The 23,922-nt window shown below is 44.4% G+C and carries 22 protein-coding genes; 20 read left to right on the forward strand and 2 right to left on the reverse strand.

Translation table 11 applies throughout. From position 1 onward, the window contains the following. The first annotated feature begins 104 nt into the window (after positions 1–104). The 11 genes from PAV_RS21885 to chrA all read left to right on the forward strand — a co-directional run bounded on the left by PAV_RS21885 (position 105) and on the right by chrA (position 12,266). Positions 105–1,631: a serine/threonine protein kinase gene (locus PAV_RS21885; RefSeq protein ID WP_005549901.1), complete on the forward strand. Its 1,527-nt coding sequence runs from the start codon at positions 105–107 to the stop codon at positions 1,629–1,631. Further along, entirely contained in the window at positions 1,628–2,872 is a 1,245-nt protein-coding gene (locus PAV_RS21890) for an SAF domain-containing protein (protein ID WP_005549902.1), read from the forward strand. Before PAV_RS21885 ends, PAV_RS21890 begins: the two co-directional genes overlap by 4 nt. 55 nt (positions 2,873–2,927) lie before the next feature. Further along, entirely contained in the window at positions 2,928–3,662 is a 735-nt protein-coding gene (locus tag PAV_RS21895; RefSeq protein ID WP_005549903.1) for a hypothetical protein, read from the forward strand. Then, on the forward strand, positions 3,649–4,479 hold the full coding sequence (locus PAV_RS21900) for a CpaE/TadZ family protein (RefSeq protein WP_005549905.1): 831 nt from the start codon (positions 3,649–3,651) through the stop codon (positions 4,477–4,479). The genes PAV_RS21895 and PAV_RS21900 overlap by 14 nt, the downstream gene beginning before the upstream one ends. A 3-nt stretch (positions 4,480–4,482) precedes the next feature. After that, a complete protein-coding gene (locus PAV_RS21905) occupies positions 4,483–6,405 on the forward strand; it encodes an ATPase, T2SS/T4P/T4SS family (protein ID WP_005549907.1) in 1,923 nt (640 codons plus the stop codon). Continuing rightward, the gene (locus PAV_RS21910) at positions 6,395–8,431 is read left to right on the forward strand and encodes a hypothetical protein (protein WP_005549908.1); all 2,037 of its coding nucleotides are present in this window, start codon (positions 6,395–6,397) and stop codon (positions 8,429–8,431) included. Before PAV_RS21905 ends, PAV_RS21910 begins: the two co-directional genes overlap by 11 nt. Positions 8,432–8,450: 19 nt before the next feature. Beyond that, positions 8,451–8,921 (forward strand): hypothetical protein, encoded by a 471-nt coding sequence (locus tag PAV_RS21915; RefSeq protein WP_005549910.1) that lies wholly within the window; start codon positions 8,451–8,453, stop codon positions 8,919–8,921. A gap of 79 nt (positions 8,922–9,000) precedes the next feature. Beyond that, positions 9,001–9,375 carry a hypothetical protein gene (locus PAV_RS21920; RefSeq protein WP_005549912.1) on the forward strand — a complete coding sequence of 125 codons (375 nt, stop codon included), beginning with the start codon at positions 9,001–9,003 and terminating at the stop codon, positions 9,373–9,375. Positions 9,376–9,385: 10 nt separating this feature from the next. Beyond that, positions 9,386–9,937: a hypothetical protein gene (locus tag PAV_RS21925; RefSeq protein ID WP_005549914.1), complete on the forward strand. Its 552-nt coding sequence runs from the start codon at positions 9,386–9,388 to the stop codon at positions 9,935–9,937. Then, positions 9,924–10,898, forward strand: a complete 975-nt coding sequence (locus PAV_RS21930) for a hypothetical protein (RefSeq protein ID WP_005549916.1) — start codon at positions 9,924–9,926, stop codon at positions 10,896–10,898. Before PAV_RS21925 ends, PAV_RS21930 begins: the two co-directional genes overlap by 14 nt. 144 nt (positions 10,899–11,042) lie before the next feature. Further along, positions 11,043–12,266: a chromate efflux transporter gene (gene chrA, locus PAV_RS21935; RefSeq protein ID WP_005549917.1), complete on the forward strand. Its 1,224-nt coding sequence runs from the start codon at positions 11,043–11,045 to the stop codon at positions 12,264–12,266. A 113-nt stretch (positions 12,267–12,379) separates the two neighbouring features. Here chrA and PAV_RS21940 read toward each other — a convergent pair whose 3' ends face one another. Further along, entirely contained in the window at positions 12,380–13,048 is a 669-nt protein-coding gene (locus PAV_RS21940; protein ID WP_005549919.1) for a thiamine diphosphokinase, read from the reverse strand. 215 nt (positions 13,049–13,263) lie between these two features. Here PAV_RS21940 and PAV_RS21945 point away from each other — a divergent pair, with 215 nt between their 5' ends. Next, positions 13,264–13,755 carry a low molecular weight protein-tyrosine-phosphatase gene (locus PAV_RS21945; RefSeq protein WP_005549920.1) on the forward strand — a complete coding sequence of 164 codons (492 nt, stop codon included), beginning with the start codon at positions 13,264–13,266 and terminating at the stop codon, positions 13,753–13,755. Positions 13,756–13,881: 126 nt separating this feature from the next. Here PAV_RS21945 and PAV_RS21950 read toward each other — a convergent pair whose 3' ends face one another. Then, positions 13,882–14,613: an alpha/beta hydrolase gene (locus PAV_RS21950; protein ID WP_005549921.1), complete on the reverse strand. Its 732-nt coding sequence runs from the start codon at positions 14,611–14,613 to the stop codon at positions 13,882–13,884. A gap of 320 nt (positions 14,614–14,933) precedes the next feature. Here PAV_RS21950 and pdhA point away from each other — a divergent pair, with 320 nt between their 5' ends. The 8 genes from pdhA (at position 14,934) to PAV_RS21990 (ending at position 23,790) form a co-directional block, all read left to right on the forward strand. Continuing rightward, positions 14,934–16,001 (forward strand): pyruvate dehydrogenase (acetyl-transferring) E1 component subunit alpha, encoded by a 1,068-nt coding sequence (gene pdhA / locus PAV_RS21955; protein ID WP_005549922.1) that lies wholly within the window; start codon positions 14,934–14,936, stop codon positions 15,999–16,001. Between the two features lie 97 nt (positions 16,002–16,098). Continuing rightward, positions 16,099–17,076, forward strand: coding sequence for an alpha-ketoacid dehydrogenase subunit beta (locus tag PAV_RS21960; protein ID WP_005549923.1), 978 nt, complete (start codon positions 16,099–16,101; stop codon positions 17,074–17,076). 37 nt (positions 17,077–17,113) lie between these two features. Next, positions 17,114–18,385 (forward strand): dihydrolipoamide acetyltransferase family protein, encoded by a 1,272-nt coding sequence (locus tag PAV_RS21965; RefSeq protein ID WP_005549924.1) that lies wholly within the window; start codon positions 17,114–17,116, stop codon positions 18,383–18,385. Between the two features lie 6 nt (positions 18,386–18,391). Beyond that, on the forward strand, positions 18,392–19,810 hold the full coding sequence (gene lpdA / locus PAV_RS21970) for a dihydrolipoyl dehydrogenase (protein ID WP_005549925.1): 1,419 nt from the start codon (positions 18,392–18,394) through the stop codon (positions 19,808–19,810). A gap of 231 nt (positions 19,811–20,041) precedes the next feature. Further along, entirely contained in the window at positions 20,042–20,524 is a 483-nt protein-coding gene (locus tag PAV_RS21975; protein WP_005549926.1) for a zinc ribbon domain-containing protein, read from the forward strand. Positions 20,525–20,737: 213 nt separating this feature from the next. Continuing rightward, positions 20,738–21,532 (forward strand): thymidylate synthase, encoded by a 795-nt coding sequence (gene thyA, locus PAV_RS21980; RefSeq protein WP_005549927.1) that lies wholly within the window; start codon positions 20,738–20,740, stop codon positions 21,530–21,532. A gap of 70 nt (positions 21,533–21,602) precedes the next feature. Further along, positions 21,603–22,100, forward strand: coding sequence for a dihydrofolate reductase (locus tag PAV_RS21985; protein ID WP_005549928.1), 498 nt, complete (start codon positions 21,603–21,605; stop codon positions 22,098–22,100). A 202-nt stretch (positions 22,101–22,302) separates the two neighbouring features. After that, complete coding sequence (locus PAV_RS21990; RefSeq protein ID WP_005549929.1) at positions 22,303–23,790, forward strand: glutamate synthase subunit beta; 1,488 nt, start codon at positions 22,303–22,305, stop codon at positions 23,788–23,790. Positions 23,791–23,922 lie beyond the last annotated feature (132 nt).

Raw genomic sequence — 23,922 nt, forward strand, 5'->3', positions numbered from 1 at the left:
CATAAAATAACAACAAATGAATACGAGCGAAGGGAAGCACCCTGATTGATACGAACCGGTAGGTTCGTCAATCAGGGTGCTTTTTTGTCGCCTGGGGGGATTTTATGGCGCAATCCATTACGGCCCATTTGCAGGCTGGATATTTGTTGTACGACAGATATCGTATCGTTCGTTTACTCGGAACAGGAGGAATGAGCGTTGTATATTTAGCCAATGATGAGCGTTTAATCGGTAAGCAGTGGGCGATTAAGGAGTCGAGACCCGCAGCTCAGGACGTGCGACAGCTCGTTCATGAGGCATCGATACTAACCACGCTTCGTCATCCTCACTTGCCGCTAATCGTTGATTTTTATCCACCAGATACAAGCGGTAGAGCTTACCTGGTAATGGAGTATATCGAAGGGCATACGATAGCAGATCGGTTGCGAATAAAGCCGCTAAGTTTTGAAGAATCGATACGTATCGTTCTCCCGGTATGTGAGGCACTTTCCTATTTGCATCAACAGAATCCACCGGTGGTGTTCCGCGATGTAAAGCCATCTAATATTATGCTGGCGAAGGATGGGCAAGTGAAGCTCATTGATTTTGGTATAGCGAGAAATGTAAATCCACTATCGGAACAAGATACTGTGAAGCTGGGTACAGTTGGATTTGCAGCTCCAGAGCAGTATCGGGGACAACAGACAGATGCGAGAACAGATCTATATGGGGTTGGCGCGCTCGTTAGCCATATGCTTACTGGTGGTGCATGGAAGGGGGAACGGCCGTTAACGGCTTCGATGCTTGCAAAGGACGTACCGGAGAACATGTTTGGGATACTTACACGACTGCTTGCGAAGCTGCCAGAGGAGCGTTATCAATCTGCTGATGAGTTGATTGAAGACTTGAGGAATTTATTTACAGGCCATTCGAATACATATGGTGCTGGTCTAGATGAGAGAAGTTCATGGCATCAGGCGAACGCAGGGACAGTTATCGCGTTTTGGGGAGCTGCATCAGGACTTGGAACTACGCATTCAGCACTGATGTGTGCTGCCGTACTTGCCAAGAAGAGTAGAAGTACCTTATATATCGACGCCAATTATAAGGAAGACTCCGTGATACCTTCATTAGCTTACGCCTATGAAGGGGAAGAAGAGTTGTATTTAGCAAGCGATGATTTGTTTAAGTTATTTGGGATTGACTGTATGGAGTGGAAGTTTGGTACGAGCCCTCTTCCATCTTTGCTAGGTATCTATGAATATATCGTCTTAGACCTTGGTTGTGATGATCAGGGTGAACGTATGGACGAATTCATGAGGGCACATATCCCTGTGCTTGTAGGAAGTTTAGCCCCCTGGAGAGAGAAAGATTATATAAAACTCGTCAGAGAGTTTGAGCTAAGAAGGTTCAATCGTTGGGTATTGGGTGTTCTCCAATCGGATTTTTCAATAAAAACTAGAACCAGGAAGTGGAGAGGAGCGAAAGCAACCTCATCTATTCCGATTCAGTCGGATCCGTTCGAATATACGGAGGGTACGAAGCGCTGGGTAGAACAATTAATCGGTCCGATACAACAAGGAGGGCTTGTCTCTCGCTTGCGGCGATGGATAAGCAGAAATAAAGCAGAGAGAGGAGATGTACGAAGTTGAGAAGATGGACAAGAAAGACGAAGCAGCTAATTGCAGCGTCGGTAGGTGGAGCAACGTTGGCTGGAATACTTATAGGAGGCTATCATTTTTGGGCCATGGGGCAAAATGAAGCTGAACAACTCAAGGAAACTGCTCAGTATAAAGACGAAATTACCAAGCTGCGGAAAATTGCAGATGCAGAATTGCAAAATCGCACAAGCGTCTGGATATTCAAGCAGTCGCTTCTTGCCGGCAAGCGCATTCGATCAGATGACATTGCGAGAATTGAAATATCGTCAAATCTTGCTCCGAAGCAACTGTTGAATCATCCAGATCAAATCATCGGAAAGATATTAAAGATAGATGCCGTGCCTCGAACACCAGTGATTCCAACGATGTTGTATGAAGATGAGAAGATGACTGACGATGTGCGTTGGGTGGAGACAGCGGTTATCCAGCTCCCATTGCGTCTACAAGAACGAGACATGATTGATGTGCGAATCCGGTTTCCAAATGGTCAAGACTATATCGTACTCAGCAAAAAAGAAATTAAAAGTATTCAGTATCCAACTATTTGGGCTCATTTGGACGAACAAGAAAGGCTATTATTCTCAAGTGCATGTGTAGATGCCTATTTGAACGGAGGGCAGATTTATGCTTTGCGATACATAGAGCCTCAAATGCAAAATAAAGCTATCCCGAATTATCCGGCAAATGAATTAGTTTTGAAGTTGATTGAGTCTGACCCGAACATCGTGAAAAAGGCAGATACTGCATTAGCCCGATTAATCCGAACACGAATGGAGAAGGAATGGGAACAACAGGATGCAGCTAACGGCTCAGGTAATGGTTGGAACCATGCGCAAGCCAACCATACAGATGCTTCTTACGTTTCAGTTCATGTGGGAGCAGATGGTATTTCTAATTCAGAGAAATCACCTTTAACAGGAAGAGCCGCTGAGGCAAACCGAAATTCACCATTTGTGGGACAGCCTAGTTCCGTGCCTTCCAAAGAACTGCAACCTGCCGGCAATCAAGGTGGTTCAGTCGTAACCAATCAACACTCTGATTCGCAAAATGGTAAAAGTTCAAAGGTGCAGGAGACTGCAAAGAAGGATAACCACTCTCCTAAGGATGCTTCCAAAGAAAAAGATGCAAATACACTGAACGATGCGAATCCTGTTGCAACTGTTGGGGAATCTCCAATTGATAAAGTAAATTTCATATTCTCAGAGGCGATTCCAGGCAATACGAAGCAGTAATGAAGGGAATTGTTTTCATACATAATTAGATGAATGTACGGGAGGAGTTAGGAAGATGACGATAGGTATTTTCGTAGGCGCTTGTGATAAGAGCGATCATGTAGTGGCGCTAGCGACGTTCCTAACGAGATTAGAAAAGAAGGTTCTAATTATAGATGCTACAACAACGAGAAGGATTGGAATGGAGATTGGGCTGTTGACTCAGTCGCCCATTCCTATTATGAGCTGGAATGGCTATGATGTTCTATCCGGTGCTGTATCCTGGGACGACATGCTCCAACTGATTGAATGGCATGGCGGTAGTGTGGATTCATACGAGCATATTATTATTGACACGGATCGTGCACTGTTTTGCAATGCTGAACAGTGGAAGCAGATAGATGTACGTTTTCTTGTGCAAACGATGGAGCGTTATTCCTTGCAAAAGAATAGGGAATGGTTGCAAGCGTTTCAGCAGCAATATGATGGGGAAGAGCTAGAATTTGTCCCAGTACTTCTTCGTTCATTTATGCCTGAAGATGAATATGAATTTATGATGGAATGGTATTTTTCAATTTTTGAGCATCGGTGGTCTCGAGAATATATTGCCATTGAAGAAGACGAACGCAATTGGATGGCACGTATGTCAGGCATTCATGAGGTGCAGCTGCAAACATATGCTTATCCTCGTGCTACAAAACGTGCTTGGCGGTTATTGACCGAGCATTTCACCGGGAAATTGGCAGAACGAGTCTGGAGGCAATGCTTGAAAACGCCAAAGAAGGGACGAATGAATCATGCCGCTTTGTAAACATTGGATGATTTCGTCTACAGGCAGGGGGATGGCTGGGGGATCAACCGTAGCTGCTTGTACGGCAATCAGCCTTGCCTGGCAATTTCGCATTAATGTGCTGCTCATACATGCCAAAGGTAGGGGAGAGGGAGTAGAAAGATTATTTCCACCCTCTATTGACCTTGTTGGTGAGGCGGGAATTGGAGGTCGTCTTACGACTCCGAACGGATGGAGCGCTCTAGTCCGCATGCTAAAAAATCATCAAGTTGATGAAGAATCAATATCTACTTACATGACGAGCGTGATGAGCCGATTAGACATTCTTCCTGGTTACGAATCGGGGGAAATGGAAGACATGCTCAATGCTGATCTTATTCTTCATGTACAAAGGCTTGTAAGTAAGCGATATGATCTTGTGTTGTGGGATATCAATGAGCAGGATTTTATTTCTTTGAAACTCACAGGGAACATGCATCTGCATGGCACTATTGCTGTGATATCACAAGTTCGGTCAGAGATCCATAATGCAATGGAGAATATAAGTAAAAGAGCAGCTGCATTTGTTATCGGTCAGTATGATACAAATGTTAGATTGAATCCCATAAATGTGAAACGAATGTATTTTCTTCATCAGCCCATTTTTGCAATGCCTTATTCATCCGCTTACCGCAATGCAGCAGACGATAGGATGCTGATAGATTGGTACCTGCGTCAATCTCTCCGTCAGGATCGGGGGAAACGTTCTCCATTCATCTCTGAGCATGAGAAATTATGCAGATATATCCTTGAAGTGTCTGGTTATCATCCTGGAAGAAGCAGAAAGGCGGGGGGATAGGAGATGTCATTATGGAGTTACGTGTTATTCTCTATTCTCGCTGGAGCCATTCTATTTGTTGCATTGTATGTTTATTTGCGTATGCTTCGACATTGGCGAAGCCAGATTGTCTATCGAAATGAGGTTGAATGGACGTGGGACGGACTGCATCAAGCAGTGAAAGATACATTTCTAGCATGGACGAGTGATCTACCGCTAGATATGTACCGTGAAGAAGAGGAATTTTCACGTGAAATGAAACGTCGTGTTTCGCTTCGAAAATCTTTGCGTTCATGCTGCAGCGGCGATATTGCTGATAAAGAGTACATTAAGGAATGGATTGTTGACATGCTTCGGGAGCAGATCCGCTTGACAAAAAGCAACGCAGATCAGTTGTTGCCAATCGAGCGTCCAGAGCAGTTAACATCACAAGACAAATTTGATTTATTGTTATTTGTCTATAAGAAGCGGCATGGCTTGGATGCCTTGAGTAGACTAATCGAAAAATATGGTTGGGATGAACGGAAACGTATGTTGTCTGCTCAAGGCGAGTATCAATTGCATGATGTGATTACGTCAGAAGATATTGATACGTCCTTTCGCTTAGAACGGCTTCAGTTCAGCTGGGAGGATCGAATTCGCATTATCGCTCAGCGATTGTACCAGCTTTATAAGGGGTTTTCTGTCATTGATGAGATTCGTGATATGCGAATTGATGGTGTATCAGGTGGTGTTAGTGGAATACCCGATGAAGCAATGACGAAAGGGGATTACTGGTCTAATCCCTCTCGAGCTTCATTTGCAAAGAACGAAGGTGAACCTGCAGTTGGTGTCATGCAGCGTGCATGTGATAGTATTTGGATTTTTTATAAGGGGAAGTCCATTAGGCTAGCATTTCTCACTTTCGGGACAGAATCGGAACTGCGCCGAGTATGCCACAATATCTATAAATATCAAACGCCTGGTTCGCTTACTGAAGCGGATGGATATCGGATTAATCATATGAAGGATGGTTCGCGTGTCGTTGTGCTGCGCCCGCCATTTGCTGAATCGTGGTCATTTTTCGTACGAAAGTTTGATACGCAGGTCGTATCACTTGATCAGCTTATTCGAGATAAGAATGCCGAGCTTCCGATTAAACTTCTGCATTTCCTAATGCGAGGGGCAAGGATAACGGCAATTACAGGTGCACAAGGATCAGGGAAAACAACATTGTTAATGGCATTAATTCAATCGATTTATGCATTTTATCCGCTTCGAGTACAGGAACAGGCCTTTGAGCTCAACCTTCGCAAGATTTATCCAGGAAGAAATAGTTTGACACTTCGGGAGACAGAACGGATAGCCGGACAAGCTGGATTGGATGTACAAAAGAAGACGGACGGAACCGTACATATTTTAGGTGAAGTGGCAACAGACCCGGTTGCAGCCTGGATGATACAGATGTCACAAGTTGCGAGCTTATTTACTGTCTTTACTCACCATGCAAAGACATTTCCTGATCTCGTGTTATCACTGCGGAATTCGCTGCTTAAGACAGGAATGTTCCATAATGAATCCATTGCAGAGCAGCAGGTATGCCAGGTTATTCACTTTGATGTTCATCTAGCGCGGGATGTGGAAGGAAATCGATATATTGAACGAATTACGGAATGTATACCGATTAACAATGCAGACGAAAGTGATTTGAATGACGAGAAGCCTTTGATTCCAAACATAACATGGGATAGTTATATTGATTCTGCACAGCGTATGCATCGGTATATTATGCGTACTCGATCATTCACGCATCGCAATATTATTGAGTATCATCATGGTCGATATTATCTCGTAAATCCAATCTCCGTAAATCAGAAGGAAGCCATGGAAGCAGAAATGACAACTGAGGACAAACTGCGCTTCCGAGAATGGCTTGCTCAGGAAGGAGGATATTCGGTTGCCAGCTAGCAGCTTGTTGATATGGATTGCAATTGGAGCAATTCTCGTTGCTTGGATATTGTGGATGCTGTCTCGAAAACTGGGCCCGACTCGTGTGGTTGCGAGTCAAACTGGTGCACGGGCACACACGACCGGAATTGCTGGTCTCTTCCAATTTTATAAGAGAGTGCTGCGTGAAGCATACCGCTACAGTTTGAAAGTTCCTTTACTGAAGAAAAAGACAATATCTCTCCGGCAGCAGCTCGCACCTTTATACAGTTATGATGAATGGCTGTTAAGAGAGCGTACTGTTTCCATACTTCTCGGCAGTGGACTGGCGATTCTTGTTGCTGTATCGATATTTATCACCTTTGATCAAAATATCTTGTCATGGATCATGCTTATTGTTGTACTTAGTGTGGCGGAAAGTCTATATCGAGATGTGGTAATTACTCGTGCAGAAATCAAGTTACTACGATTATCTTCCCTATCAATAGGGCATATGAGACATGCGTATCATCGATACAAAATGGTAGATGCCGCGCTTGAAGATACCATTGATCGAGCGCATCCGATGCTCGTACCGCATTTACAGCGTGTTGCGAACATGATTGCGGATCCTGATACCGATACAGCCATGTCTGTCTTTGAGGAAGCAGCACCTAACCGGTATTATAAAATGTTTGGGGGCCTATCCAAGCTTGTTGCAGAATATGGCGATCCGAAGGGGGGAGATGGCTCCTCTTATTTAAAGGGGCTTGCCATGATTGTGCGTGAAATGCAAACAGAGTTGGTCATGCGTACAAGGCTTGACTATTTGCTCGGGGGATTAAAAGCCATTGCTGTTATTCCAATTTTATTTACAGATCCTCTGGAGCGATGGGCTATAACTTATTTCCCGACGATGGAGCTGTTTTATAACTCGAAGCTTGGCTGGCTTCTTCAATTAACTGTGTTTTTATCTGTACTCATTTGTCATCGCTTATTGCAACAGCTCCATTGGAGACATGTGTCTGGACATGAACAAGTCAACCATATTGGATGGAGCAAACGATTGCTGGATCGGCGAGCAATCAGACGAATGCTCGTTAATTGGGTGAACTGTCGTTCGAATGACCAGATTAAGCGAGCACAGCACTTATTGCACGAAGCAAACGAATCAATGACATTAGAACAATACTTTGGGCGTCGTTTTGTACATGCAATCGTAACTTGCACTATATGCTTTATGCTAATTCTATCTCTTCACTTCGGCTCTGCACAATGGATGTGGAATCAAATCGATGCCACGTCACAAAAAGCAGGAATGCATGAGGATTTCGTTAAAGAGTGGATCAGTAATGTTTCATTAGATATAGGCAGTTCGGGGCTTCAGCTTGATCTGAAAACGACTCTTACGGAGACATATCCTGAATGGAGTCCCCAACGTGTTGATCAATTAACAAAATCAATTGTCCCGCTTGCCATGTATTTTCATGAGATGAAGGTGGCTTGGTGGGAAGTTGCTCTCCCATTTATCGCTGGATGGTGTGCCTTTTATGCAACTGTTATCATTTTGCGTCTTCGTATACGAATAAGGCAGTTAGATATGCGTACAGAAATCAGCCAGATGCAATCGCTCTGCATGATGCTGCGAGCTTTTGAGCGCATGACAGCCGAAATGATGATGGAATGGATGAGTCGGTGCACGATTATGTTCCGCCGGCCATTACAAGTATGTTTGCTAAATTGGGAGAGCGGATCAGATCGTGCGCTTAAGCAGTTGCGCATTCAAGCGCCATATCCTGATTTTGTAAGACTTGTTGACAAGCTGGAGCTTGCCCATAATCATATTCCGCTTGTTGAGGCATTTGATGATGCGGAGCAGGATTGGGGCTATGAGCAGGATATGCTTAGACATCATTACGAAGCAAGCATTGAGGCAAAAGCAGGATGGGGAAGATGGCTGGGGTTCGCACCGATATACGCATTAATCTTTTTGTATCTCGTTATACCGCTTGTGTGGATGAGTGCGGAGCAAATGCGCTCTTCCTTTGAACAAATTCGAAACCTATAAACAAAGGAGTGTATGAAGTATGAATAATGCCCAATCTGCATTGAAGGTGGCGGCAGGGATTTTTCTTACCATTGCATTAATTACGATCGTTGTCTTATTGTTCGTCAGCGCACAAGAGGCAACGAAGACGGCGCAAAATGAGTTTTCCTCTATCCAGACAGAGCTGAGCAAGGCATCTTTTACGGTATATGATAATACCTCGGTAAGCGGTTCTCAGGTTATCAATGCAATACGGAAGTTTTTTAAACAAGATCAATTTGGTATTCGTGTAGTTACAGGCAAAAACAGAGCCAGCAAATCAGATGGGAACCATTATGGTTATTATGTGCTGCCAAATGGCGAAATTGCAGGTAACAATCGAAATGACAGTATTGATTCGGCATTGAATGAGTCGTCGGATAACTATGTGAATCCAAGCGGTAAGTTTAAAGCAAAATTAATTGTTGATTCCAGCAATGTGACAAGAGGAATTGTTTTTGAGCAGCAATAGGGGATTAATTACCAACTGTGTGATGGCAGAATCAATATACTTTTACAATAGTCGCTATTTCTTAAAGGAGTAATTCAGTATGTATCATGCGAGTCGAATGGTTGAACTAGCGGTAGCATCCATATTGTTAGTAGTCGCATTGGCTGTCGCTCTACAAATGATTGGAAGTACATCTTCTGTAATTCGACAAGTGGACTCTGCGAACCAAGATAAGGATCGCAGTGTTCGCGCAACGATTGATCCGATACGCTCCAAGTCTATAACAGGCACTGACGTCATTTTGTTTATTGGGCAGTTGAGGACAAATGTTGAACTAGTAGTCGAAGGCTTGAGATTTACTTCACCAATCCATCTTGATCAGATTCAACTCGATGCGATATCGCGAACCAAGCGTTATGAACTTAGCGTGGAACGAAATGAAGGTGGCGACATCCGAAAAATGATCTTCAGGTAGGAGGATTCGTGTGGGGAATGCAGTGTTGAAGCTGCTTAGTGTGATGATAGGAGTTTTGCTGCTATTCCTTTACCCGATATTAGAATCATATCAGCGGCAGGATGATTTGGCTGTGATGTATGTGATGAGAAGTGCATCTACATTTTCAGATGCAGTAAGGGATAAGGGAACGATTACACCTGTCATGTGGAATGATTTTATGACGGATATCGAGCGGACAGGAAATACATACGAGGTTGTTGTAGAACATTATGAGAAAAAATATGATCCAATATATGCGGATCCCGTTCAGAATAGTACGTTTGCTGGTGACTATTCGATTCGGTATCAATTGAACAATAAAGCAATGATTATGGAAAAAATGTTTCCAGGAGATGGTCAATCTGTCGAATCAACTACACGTAAATACAAGCTTAGCATTGGTGACTATTTCTTTGTATCTGTGAGCAATACGAATCGGACGCGAGCCGCAATGATTATGGACTGGTTAACTGGCTCGTTTGGCCCAACGGAGCGAATTCGTATTCCTGTCGGAGGAATGGTTCGAAATGAAAATAGTTAAATTCTCAATCCTTTTCGTCTTAATCTGTTTTCCTTTATTTTGGGTGAATAAGCTGCAAGCAAGAGAGGAAGCGGAAAAGCTGCAGCTTGAGCTGAAGTTTAACGACGCAATGAATCAAGCGGTTGATGATGCGGCCCGCACATTGCGGACATCAGCAGTTTGGAAGGAGACAGAGGAAGGTTATGAATCAAAGAAGCGGCTTGAGCTTCGTCGGGACGATGCAGTTGAATCATTTTTCATGACGCTATTTCTTAACTTTGGACTATGGGATGGTGTCAGAAAACAGGATGAGTTGAAGCGATATATACCGGTGGTTGCAATCATTGGTTACGATGGTCTCGATATATATGCTGAAGAAGAGTATGTCGGCAGAAGTGGAGATGCAATACTGAATCATGTATGGAAACCTACATTGCCATATGGCTTTACGGATCAGTACGGAAATGTAATCGGGTTCACGCTGGATGATTATGTTACGATATATCATCCGTCTTCGAAAAGATGGATTACAGGGTATCAGCGTGAGTTGAAGTACGATACGGCGGAAATTCCGCTTCTGAAGGATGATCATCTTTTCGATTCAGTAAGACGTACAACAATCGTGAATACAGTTCAGAACGCATTGGCCAGTACGATTAACGCACACAATGAGATTGCTCTGCGAAATGGCGTTTCCTACACGTTTACACTGCCAGCTATCTCTGAAGAAGAGTGGCATAATACGATTAATGATGTCGGAGTAATGGCTTTTATTCAAGGTCTTCCTGTAGGCTACTCTACATATAATCATTATGCACTTGGTGGTTCACGGCTGTTGAAGCGGGATAATTATCGTGGCACGATTATAAATGGAATTAAATATGCATTTCCTGAAAGATGCGCTCCTACAGATGCGATAGAATCTTATTTGTCTGCTCCTGATGCTGCTAAACGAGGGTATTTCATAAGATCATGTCCCTAATGAAATGGTTCTCGTGTATTCATCAATTATATAGGGCACTATGTTGAGATATTGTAAATCTATTGTCTCGATTCGTGCCTCATGCTAACAATATAGGAGATATGAAGACATTACGGTGATGAGACGAGGAGCAATCGAACAAGAATGAGCACCTATAGGAAGAAATTACGAGAAACGTTTGTAACTGCACTTCAATTGGGGGTAACCTCATTTGGAGGCCCAGCAGCGCATATTGGATATTTCCATAGAACTTATGTGCGGAAATTAAAATGGGTTACTGATCAACAATTTGCAGATATGCTAGCTGTTAGTCAAATGCTTCCCGGCCCTTCTAGCAGCCAGCTAGGAATTGGAATTGGGATAAGCAGGTCAGGATGGCTTGGCGGTATAGCAGCATGGCTGGGATTTACGTTCCCATCTGCTTGTCTGCTTGCCTTATTTGCATATGGGATCAACTGGATGCCTAATCAAGATCCAGGGTGGCTGCAGGGACTGAAGATTGCTGCTGTCCCAATCATTATTCAAGCATTGTGGGGAATGAATAAGCAATTGACGACTGATACGCACCGCAGAACGATTGCTATCATTGCCGCTATTCTATCTCTTCTACTGCCTGGCGTATACGCGCAGCTAATGATTATAGCACTGTCACTAGCTGGTGGTGTCTTATTGTTCCGAAATGAACTGGATGAATCTGTACTAACCTCCAGAAATGGAGGCGTTTCAACCGTATGCGAAGAAGAAGTTATGACCATGATTTCACGTACTTTTGCAAAATGGATGCTGGCACTATTTATCTTGCTGCTCGTTGGCCTGCCCATAGTGGGCTCATATATTCCCGGTGTACTAACTCAGCTTATGGAAATGATGTACCGTACAGGGGCATCAGTATTTGGCGGAGGACATGTTGTTTTACCTATGCTTAAGCAGGAGTTAATGTCCGCGGAATTGTTGGACGATTCGACATTGCTAGCGGGATATGGAGCAGCACAGGCCGTTCCGGGCCCATTGTTTACATTCGCGGCATTTATCGGGGCGTCCATTAGCCACGGTAGTTTTGGGGTTTTACTGGCTATTGTGTCAATTTTATTTATCTTCCTTCCTTCGTACTTACTGATGGGGGCGGTATTGCCATTTATGTCGCATATCCGACGAAGTCGAGTAGTTCGAGCTGCATTACATGGGGTTAATGCAGCAGTAGTGGGATTACTGCTAGCTGCTCTATATGATCCTGTAATTACGACATCAGTTACTACTCCATTGCATATGTGCATTGTGCTCATTGGGGTAATGTCACTTATCGTATGGAAGCAATCGCCGTTGATTACGGTTTTACTGTCTGCCTTGTCGGGGATGTTGCTGTTGTAAGTAAAGTAGTGATTATCAAATAGCCATTTGATGTCAGTCATTCGTACTGGAGCATCAAATGGCTATTTTCTTACGAAGATTGAGGATAAGATTGCAGGAAAAGCAGTGTACATTCAATCGCGACTGCAAATGATTAGTAAGTAGCCTTCCTTTACTTGAATAGTTGCGGCATCAACATCATCCCATTCGTTGCTAACCCCTAGAGATTGTCCGATATGTAGTGTTGCATCATCAAGCGGATACTTAAATCCGGTTAATGTAATCCCTGTTACCGTTAAGCTCAAAGGAAGTAAAGATACGTAAGGATAATTGTTAGTCTGAAGTGTTACCGTCGAGTTTGTTAACATAATAATGTTATGGTCATTGATTATACGACACATAATCCCTGCATCAACGGCTTTACGCAATAAATGTATATTAGCCATCGTGTGATCAAGACGTGTACCGGTTACTCCGAACATTGTAATTTGCGATGGTTTCATCGCTAACGCACGATTGAATGCAAGCTCTGTATCGGTATAATTTTTATCGATCGCGTCACAATCTGTATACTGCCTGCTTGATTCACGAATTCGTTCACGTTCAGCATCAGTGACAGAGTCAAAATCCCCTAAGGCCAGATCAGGTGTGATTTGATGCTGTACAAGATATAGTGCGCCTCGATCGGCACCAATAATATAATCGCAAATTTGAATTTGCATCAGAATTTGTTCCGAGATGGCTCCTCCAGCTACAATGGCAATATGTGATGGTGTTATGGGTAACTTTAGATCGTTTGGCAATGTAAAGACCTTCCTTTAATTCACTAATAGGGTTGATGGCATGCTGCATCCTTTTTATTATATCGAATTATGCAAGTCGAACCAAATATAAAATCCATTTGCATTACATAGTGACAGTCGATACAATAAGTGAAATCTTATGGAGGATGTGACCATTTATATGTTGGGGGAATTCCGCTAACAGTAAAATAGTGATAATAAAGGAGGGAGCTTCTGTGACAGAAAGTACGAAAGTAAAAGTATTGTTTGTTTGTTTGGGAAATATCTGCCGATCTCCTATGGCTGAGGCCGTGTTCCGTGACCAAGTAAAGCAGGCGGGCTTGGAACACGTGATTCAAGTGGATTCAGCAGGAACAGGGGACTGGCATATCGGTCATCCGCCGCATGAAGGAACGCGCAAGTTGTTGGACAAGCATGGTATTACTTATGAGGGGATGATAGCGCGCCAGTTGATACCGACGGATTTTCAGACGTTTACGTATATTGTTTGTATGGATCCGAACAACGAACGTAATGTGCTGGATTGGAACGGTTCAGACACTCGGACATCAGAAGTTCTTCGATTCATGTCTTTGCTGCCGGAAGAGAATAGCGACGAGGTTCCTGATCCGTACTATACAGGCAATTTCGAAGAGGTATACCGCTTAATTAAGACAGGTTGCGAGCGCTTATTACAGCGAATCAAAAATGAACATCAATTCATGTGACAAAATTTTATTATAATAGGATCAAAGTAGTGACATACATCCTTGTATGCCACTACTTTTTTTATTAAATAGGGATGTCTCATATCATTGCTCGTAATGTGACAGCTATAAGATAGGCGGGCTTGATTAGTCTAGGAAATGACGGAGAGCATCTGGGACGTATTTTTGCCAGAATCCCCACAAATGATGTCCATCATGCTCAGCATAGTGGACATGTGCTTTTCGATCTGTAAAAAGCTTATGTGTATTCCGGTTCAATTCAACGAAGTTGTAAGTGCCCGTATCGGTTGTAAAAGCCGTCTCTTGCAGACCGACAATCATAAAGAGATGCAGCCATGAAAGATCCTGCTCCTTCGCAATTAGCTGCTGCGAATATGGATAATAGGCGCCGGATAATGAGATTACTTGGCGGAACTTATTAGGATATTTTAGTGCCAAATGCAGAGATACTGTACCCCCCAGTGAATCGCCGGCAAGCGTGATTTCTGTCCAGTCTGTTCGAACAGGATACATCTGCTCGATTGCAGGTACAATTTCTTCTGCGAATGCACGTGTATACGAATCAAATCGTTCTCCATCTGGAGCGTACTCTGAAGTGCGAATTTTCTTATTTACATCGACACCAACGATAATAAATGGCTCCATATCGTCTTCGATAATGAGCTGATTCGCGTGTGTCGCAATGCGACCGAAATTAAAGAAATCTTCTCCATCCTGACAATAGACAACCGGGTAGCTGAGAATTTCCTGGTATCCCGGCGGCAAGTATACGCGAACGTGACGGCTGCCTCCTTCGAGATATTTGCTTGGAATATCGTGTTTTACAATAGTTCTTTTTAAGATTGAAGAATCTGACATGCATAGCACCGCCTTCATGCAAAATTTTATCAATGTTGGTGAATACTAAATTCGATGGTCTTGATTAGAGAATCACTATAGAAAAAAGCAGGATTTTTGGCTTTCTACTATATAATGTTCCGCGAACAAGTATCGAGTATGTGAGTGAGTTCACAAATTTGTAACACCCTGTTATAGTCAAAAATAAGAGCTGTTATAACAACAATTCAACAAAATGTTCACTTTTTTCGCGTTTTATTTTGACCAATCGACTAAAACAGGTGTATAATAATTCTATAACAGCGAAACAAAATCTTCAAACTTTTATTGAGGTGAAAAACATGAGCAAGTTCCCATTTGAAGTTCAGACGGAAGATATTCAACCGTTGTCCGTTTTGTCTCCGGAAGGAGAAATTGTTAACCCGGATATGGTTCCGGATCTGACTGACGAACAATTGAAAGAAATCATGTACCGTATGGTATTTACACGTACATGGGATGATCGCGCAATCAACCTCGGTCGTCAAGGCCGCCTTGGTTTCTATGCACCTGTATCCGGTCAAGAAGCTTCTATGGTAGGTAGTGTATATCCTTTGCAAAAAGAAGACTTTGTTGTGCCAGCATATCGTGACATGCCGCAAATCGTATGGCACGGATTGCCATTGTACCAAGCATTCTTGTACTCCCGTGGACATCAACATGGTGGACAAATTCCAGAAGGCGTTAACGTAATGATGCCGCAAATCATCATCGGTGCGCAAATCCTGCACGCGATGGGTATTGCTATGGGCTTCAAATTGAAAAAGCAAGCACAAGTTGCAATCACATACACAGGTGACGGCGGTTCTTCCGAGGGCGACTTCTACGAAGGCTTGAACTTCGCAGGCGCATTCAACTTGCCAGTTATCTTCTTCGTACAAAACAACGGTTATGCCATCACAACTCCATTTGCGAAACAAACAAATGCGAAGTCGATCGCTCACAAATCCGTTGCAGCAGGTATCCATGGCATGCAAGTAGACGGCATGGACGTACTTGCCGTTATCAAGGCTGTTCAAATCGCTGCAGAACGCGGACGTAAAGGTGAGGGCGCAACATTGATCGAAGCGTTGACTTACCGTTACCGTCCACACTCCATGGCGGACGATACTACAAAATATCGTACAAAAGACGAAGAAGCAGAATGGGCAATCAAAGATCCACTCGTGCGCTTCGGCAAATACTTGGAGAAAAAAGGTCTTTGGACAGAAGAAGACACAGCTCGCGTAAAAGATGAAGCAAAAGCAAAAGTGAACGAAGAAATCAAACGTGCTGAAAAGACAGAGAAAATGACTGTTTCAGGTTTGATCGACAGCATGTTCGAAACAACTCCGAAATTCTTGGAAGAGCAAAAAGCAGATTTCCAATAATTCGGACAGCGATCTGAAAGTTAACGGGACTCGTATTGATGCGAGGACAACGAATCCATATAAGGTTCTGTGATAACGGTAAGGAGGAAACGAAGCAATGGCACAAATGAATATGAAAGAAGCGATTCGCGACGCAATGCGCGTTGAGTTGAAACGAGACCCTAATGTTGTGGTCTTTGGGGAAGACGTTGGCCATGTCGGCGGTGTATTCCGTGCGACTGAAGGTTTGCAAAAAGAATTTGGTGAAGAGCGTGTATTCGATACACCGCTTGCGGAGTCCGCAATTGGCGGTTTGGCAGTAGGTCTTGGTGTTCAAGGCTTCCGTCCTGTTGCTGAAATCCAATTCGTAGGTTTCATCTATGAAGCACTTGACCAAATGTGCGTTCAAGCAGCACGCATGCGCTTCCGTTCCGGCGGCCGCTACAATGCGCCAATCGTATTCCGTACACCATTTGGTGGCGGCGTAAAAGCTGCAGAATTGCACACTGACTCGCTAGAAGGATTGATGGTACAAACTCCTGGTATCAAGGTTATTGTTCCTTCCAATCCTTACGATGCAAAAGGATTGATGATTTCCGCAATCCGTGACAATGATCCAGTATTCTTCATGGAACACTTGAACCTGTACCATGCGTTCCGTGATGAAGTGCCAGAAGGCGAATATACAGTTGAGATCGGTAAAGCAAAAGTTGTTCGTGAAGGTAAAGACGTAACAATTCTTGCATACGGCTTGATGGTTCATACAGCAATGAAAGCTGCTGCTGAGCTTGAAAAGCAAGGCGTACAAGCAGAAGTAATCGACCTTCGCACTTTGGCGCCGCTTGATATCGACACAATCGTTGAGTCCATCAAGAAAACGAACCGCGCAATCGTTGTACAAGAAGCACAAAAAACTTCCGGCGTAGCTGCAGAGGTTATTGCGCAAATCAACGAAAAAGCGATTCTTCACTTGGAAGCACCTGTACTTCGCGTTGCAGGTCCAGATACAGTGTATCCTTTCGCACAAATCGAAGATCAATGGTTGCCTACACCAGCTCGCATCGTAGATGGCGTCAATAAAGTATTGAACTTCTAAGAGAGAACCGAACAGAGAGTAGAAGGAGGATTTTACTGTGGCTAAATTTGAGTATCGCTTCCCTGAACTAGGGGAGGGCCTTCACGAAGGCGAAATTATTAAAATGCACATTAAAGCAGGAGACAAGGTAACTGATGATGACATCATCATGGAAGTACAAAACGATAAAGCTATCGTTGAAGTTCCTTGCCCTGTAAATGGTACGGTATTGGAAGTATTCGCGAAAGATGGTCAAGTATGCCACATGGGCGAAGTTGTAGCGATCATCGACGCTGAAGGTGACATTCCTGAGCAAGATATGCCAGAAGAAGCAGCTCAAGAGGAAGCAGCTCCTGCACCAGCAGCAGCTGAAGCTCCTAAAGCTGAAGGCGTAGCAACAGCACCTAACCGTGATGTTCTTGCAACTCCAAGCGTTCGCAAGCATGCTCGCGATCTTGGCGTGAACATTGCTGAAGTTCCTGCTACAGGCAAGAACGGTAAAATCACTCGTGAAGATGTAGATGCATTCGCTAACGGCGGAGCACCTGCAGCACCAGCAGCAGCTGCAGCACCAAAAGCAGAAGAAGCGAAAACAGCAGCACCAGCAGCACCTGCAACAGGGCGTGCAGCTGAAGAAGAGCGCGTACCATTCAAAGGTATCCGCAAAGCGATCTCCAATGCAATGGTTAAATCGGCTTATACAGCTCCACACGTTACAATCATGGACGAAGTGGAAGTTGGCGAGCTTGTTGCTTTCCGCACACGCTTGAAGCCAATGATGGAGAAGAAAGGTATAAAAGTAACTTACCTTCCATTCATCGTAAAAGCACTCGTTGCAGCTTGCCGTCAATTCCCTGCGATGAACGCAATGATCGACGAAGCAAACAACGAAATCGTGTACAAAAAATACTACAACATCGGTATTGCAACAGATACAGACAATGGCTTGATCGTTCCTGTTATCAATGATGCAGATCGTCGCAGCATCTGGATGATCGCTGATGATATTAAAGACTTGGCTAGCCGTGGTCGCGAAGGCAAACTTGGCCCGAACGAATTGAAAGGCAGCACAATTACAATCACTAACATCGGTTCTGCTGGCGGTATGTTCTTTACTCCGATCATCAACTTCCCAGAAGTTGCAATCTTGGGTACAGGCCGTATCTCCGAGAAACCAGTTGTGAAGAACGGCGAAATCGTGGCAGCGCCAGTTATGGCATTGTCCCTCAGCTTCGACCACCGTCTGATCGACGGCGCGACAGCTCAAAACTTTATGAACTACATCAAGCAACTGCTTGCTAACCCTGAGTTGCTTGTAATGGAGGTGTAACCGGAAATGGTAGTAGGAGACGCATCTTTGAATATTGACACTTTGGTTATCGGGGCAGGCCCTGGCGGTTACGTGGCAGCGATTCGCGCTGCCCAACTCGGCCAAAGCGTACTCATCGTAGATAAATCCGAACTCGGCGGTGTTTGCTTGAACCGCGGTTGTATTCCATCCAAAGCGCTTATTAGCGCGGCACATCAATATGAAGTAACACAACACGCTTCTGCAATCGGTATTACTGCAGAAAACGTAAAAGTTGACTTCAAAAAAGTGCAAGAATTCAAAGGCGGCGTAGTTAAGAAATTGACTGGCGGCGTAGGCGCTTTGTTGAAAGCTAACAAAGTTCAAGTGTTCAAAGGCGAATGCATGTTCATCAATGAAAATGAAGCACGTGTCTTCAACGATCAAGAAGCACCGCGCTACAAGTTCAAAAACTGCATCATCGCAACAGGTTCCCGTCCAATCGAATTGAAGCCATTCCCATTCACTGGACGCATCCTGTCTTCGACAGAAGCTTTGGAATTGCAAGAAGTTCCTAATTCCTTGATCGTTATCGGTGGCGGCTACATCGGCGCTGAGCTTGGTCAAATGTACTCCAAGTTCGGCACGAAAGTAACAGTTATCGAAGGCGCGGACATGGTTCTTCCTGGCTTCGATAAAGACATGACACAACTTGTATCGAAAAACATGAAGAAATCCAATGTTGAGATCTTCACTGGTGCTAAAGCTGAGTCTGCTACACAAACAGACAAAGACGTTACTGTGAAATTCACAGTTGGCGGCGAGTCCAAAGAAGTGACAGCTGACTACTTGCTCGTAACAGTTGGTCGTCGTCCGAACACAGACGGTGAGCTTGGTCTGGACATGATCGGTGTGAAAATGACTGATCGCGGCTTGATCGAAGTTGACCATCAAGGTCGCACAAGCATTCCGCACATCTTCGCTATCGGTGATATCGTTGCTGGTCCTGCATTGGCTCACAAAGCTTCTTACGAAGGTAAAGTGGCTGCAGAAGCAATCGCTGGAATGCCTAGCGTTGTAGATTACAAGTGCATCCCTGCAGTATGCTTCACTGATCCAGAGTGCGCAAGCGTAGGATTGTCTGAATCCGAAGCGAAGGAAAAAGGCTTCAAAGTGAAAGCTGGTAAATTCCCTTATGCAGGTAACGGTCGTGCGTTGTCCCTCGGCGGCAGCGTTGACGGCTTCGTGAAAATCGTATCCGATGCTGACACAGGTATCGTTCTCGGTTCTCAAATCGTTGGTCCTGAAGCATCGAACTTGATCGCGGAGATGGGCTTGGCAGTTGAAATGGCTGCAACTGTAGAAGACTTGGCTCTTACAATCCACGCTCACCCAACACTTGGTGAAATCGTGATGGAAGCTGCCGAAGTTGTTCTTGGTCACCCAATCCACACGGTAGGTAAGTAATCCCCTCTCTCTCTGAGGGTTCTGTATACGTTCTGTTACGGTTCTGTTTATATATTGATTTGCTTTTGCCCTTGCAGCAGCGCTGCGGGGGCTTTTTTTTACCGAGATGTAAATGGTACTGGTTGTAAAAGGTCATCAATGTAATAAATAGGGGATTTTTTTTCTATATTACTAATACCAATGTATTGATGATAAGTACACATTTACGGAATGGAGAGGGGAGAGGATACTATGAGCAATTTCTTTGATAAATTAAAACAAGGTGCGGCGGAAGCAGGCAAAAAAGCACAGACCACGATAGAGGTAAATCGGTTGAAATTTCAAATATCCTCAAAGGAAAAAGAAATTACGGGCATTTACAGTCGTATGGGAGAATGTGTATATCATGCCATGCAAAATGAGTCATTAGAAGAGATAAGTGATCAACTGTTACTCTTTAGTGAACAGGTCAATCAAAAGAAAGCCGAAATTCAGGAAATTGAAGACCGAATTCGCACCGTGCAGAATGAGAAGTTGTGTCCGGCTTGTAGTAAACCTGCTGCATTAGATACGAAGTTTTGCTCGAGTTGTGGTCATCACTTTGTAGATCATAATCCAAATATGGAAAATGGAGAAATAAAAGTGATGGTTGTATGTCCAGTGTGTCAGGTAGCAAGTGAGAAAAGCTCTAGCTTTTGTGCGGAATGTGGACATAAATTCGAAGGGCAGCAATAAGATGGTGATGCATCCGGGTATAATATGCCCGGATTTTGCTTTTGATTTTGCCTCCTTTAGAGAATGAGAATCAAGTAACCTTAAGGTAAGGCGCAACTTGGTATACAATCAACACAATGATAATGGAATGGGATACCCGATGATTTTTTACTTCGGAATGGTACACTAGGTAAGATACACTTCAGAACGGTAAGGAAAGTGAGTGGATAGAGAATGAAATCATATTTGGCATTGTTGCAGGATATTTTGGATCATGGTGTGAAAAAAGAGGATCGCACGGGGACAGGTACTATCTCAGTATTTGGCCGGCAGCTTCGATTTGACCTAAATGAAGGCTTCCCGCTCGTGACGACGAAGCGTCTGCATCTTCGTTCGATTATTCATGAGCTGCTGTGGTTCCTTAGCGGCGATACGAATATCGGCTACTTGAAGGAAAACAAGGTAACGATTTGGGATGAGTGGGCAGACGAGAACGGTAATCTTGGCCCTGTCTACGGATCTCAATGGCGGAAGTGGGAGACGAAAGACGGTCGTACGATTGACCAAATCACGAATGTTATTGAACAAATTAAGTCGAATCCGGATTCTCGCCGCTTGCTCGTGTCAGCATGGAATGTAGGAGAGGTCGACCAAATGAAGCTGCCTCCTTGCCACTATTCCTTCCAATTTTACGTTGCGGAGGGCAAGCTGAGCTGTTTATTGAACATGCGTTCCGTGGATACATTCCTTGGATTGCCGTTCAATATTGCTAGCTACGCGCTGTTGACGCATATGGTTGCTCAGCAATGCGATTTGGAGGTAGGTGAGTTCATATGGAGCGGTGGTGACGTCCATATTTACTCTAACCATTTGGAGCAGGTGAACACGCAGTTGCAGCGTGAACCGTTGCCGCTTCCAAAGCTGGTCATTAAGCGCAAGCCAGAATCGATCTTTGATTATCGCTTTGAGGATTTTGAATTTGAAGGCTACGAATATCACCCGGCAATCAAAGCGCCTGTAGCTGTGTAGGAGCAGCGAACGTAATGATTACATTCGACTTCTGTGACTCTGCAACAAACGAACCAAGGAGGAATTGAATTTGTCGATTACGATGATATGGGCGATGGATGAACAGCGGCTTATCGGCAAGGATAACGGGATGCCATGGCACCTGCCGAATGATATGAAGTTTTTCCGTGAGAATACGAAAGGCAAGACCGTTGTTATGGGCAGAAAAACGTATGAATCGCTGAATGGAGCACTACCGAAGCGTCGCAATCTCGTGCTGACGCGTAATTCGGAGTGGCGTACGGATGATGCCGAGGTCATTACTGACATCAATCCCGTACTTGAGCTTGCCCAAAATGAAGAAGTGATGATTATTGGTGGAGCACAAATTTACAATCTTTTCATGCCTCATGCGGATAAGCTGCTTGTAACCCGGATTTCGGGTACATTTGAAGGCGACGAGCGGTTTCCGGTATATGATGAGCATGTATGGGAGCTGGAATGGGAGCAGCCGGGCATTGTGGATGAAAAGAATGCGTATTCTCACCAATTCCAGTCCTATTTGCGGAAAAATAGATCGAAAAACTAGTAGGTTGAAGTTGCTGCTGTGTGAAGAAATGCAAATGATTTGTTCATGACTCCATTGGAATATAGGTATAAATTGAGTAGGATAGGTTGAAATAACATGTCGAAGAGTGCAATGAAAAACGATACATTAACAATTACAGGAATAGAAATACCAATCAACCTAACTCGTACAAATATACGGATGGACGGATGGAGGAAATCGCATGTCAACACCTACTGGATTTATGGAGTATCGCCGTCAGATTCCGGCTGATCGCGATCCCTTGGAACGGATGAAGGATTGGGAAGAGTTCCATAAACATTTAAGTGAAGAAGAGCTTCGTATGCAAGGGGCCCGCTGTATGGACTGTGGAACTCCGTATTGTCATACTGGTATTGAAATGACGGGAGGAACATCAGGCTGTCCCGTACACAATCTAATTCCAGAATGGAATCAACTCGTGTATCGTGGGTTATGGCAGGAGGCTCTTGAGCGTCTGCACAAGACGAATAACTTCCCTGAATTCACAGGGCGCGTATGTCCTGCACCTTGTGAGGGCTCTTGCACGGTAGGTTTGATCGGCCAGCCGGTTACGATTAAGACGATAGAAGAAGCAATTATCGAGCGCGGATTTGCGGAAGGTTGGGTGCAGCCCGAGCCTCCTGCTCAGCGAACTGGGAAGCATGTAGCAATCGTAGGCTCTGGCCCTGCTGGACTTGCCTGTGCCGCTCAATTAAACAAGGCAGGGCATTCGGTTACTGTCTTTGAGCGGGCAGATCGTTTAGGAGGTCTACTTACGTACGGGATCCCGACAATGAAGCTCGAGAAGCATGTTGTGGATCGACGCATTCAGCTTCTAGAAGCGGAAGGCATTCAATTTTTGACGAATACGGAGATTGGCAAGGACATACCTGCAGAGCAGTTAGTTGTCTCTCATGATGCTGTCGTTTTATGCGGTGGCGCCACAAAACCGCGTGAGTTCCAAATCGAAGGAAGCAATTTGCAAGGAATTCACTATGCGATGGATTACTTGAACGGTACGATTAAGAGCTACCTGGATTCCAAGCTGGAGGATGGCCAGTTCATTCATGCGAAGGGCAAGGATGTGATCGTCATCGGCGGTGGGGACACCGGAACTGATTGTGTGGCTACAGCGCTGCGTCATGGATGCCGCAGCGTAACTCAATTCGGCACGCATGAGATGGCGCCGTTGACACGAGATGCTAGCATCAATCCCTGGCCGCAGTTCCCGAACGTATATACATTAGATTATGCTCATGAGGAAGCAAAAGCCTTGTATGGCAATGATCCGCGCGAATTCTCCATTATGACGACCAAGTTCGTCGGTGATGGGAATGGCTATATCAAGGAGCTTCATACGGTGCAGATCAAACGGATCGTGGATGAATTCGGAAAGAAGAGCTATAAGCCGATTCCGGGGACAGAGCGTGTATTTCCGGCTCAGCTTGTTTTAATTGCAATCGGATTTGATGGACCGGAACAGACCCTAATTCAGCAGCTTGGCTTGGAGACAGATCGCCGTACGAATGTAAAGTCGCAATATGGCAAGTATATCACGAATGTTGATAAAGTTTTTGCGGCAGGCGATATGAGACGCGGCCAGAGTCTTGTCGTCTGGGCGATTAACGAAGGCCGTGAGGCAGCGCGGGAAGTAGACCGTTATTTGATGGGATCGACGTTGCTGCCATAACACGGTTCAAGGATGTTAAAGTTATGTAATCCATGCAGGGAGAAGCTGTGCCTTCTAGGGACTAACTCTCATTTATCAGATAAGGAACACAACAACTTGCAAGTTAAACAGCCAGGCGTCGAAATTAATCGG

The sequence above is a fragment of the Paenibacillus alvei DSM 29 genome, from assembly GCF_000293805.1.
GTDB classification, from domain to species: domain Bacteria; phylum Bacillota; class Bacilli; order Paenibacillales; family Paenibacillaceae; genus Paenibacillus_B; species Paenibacillus_B alvei.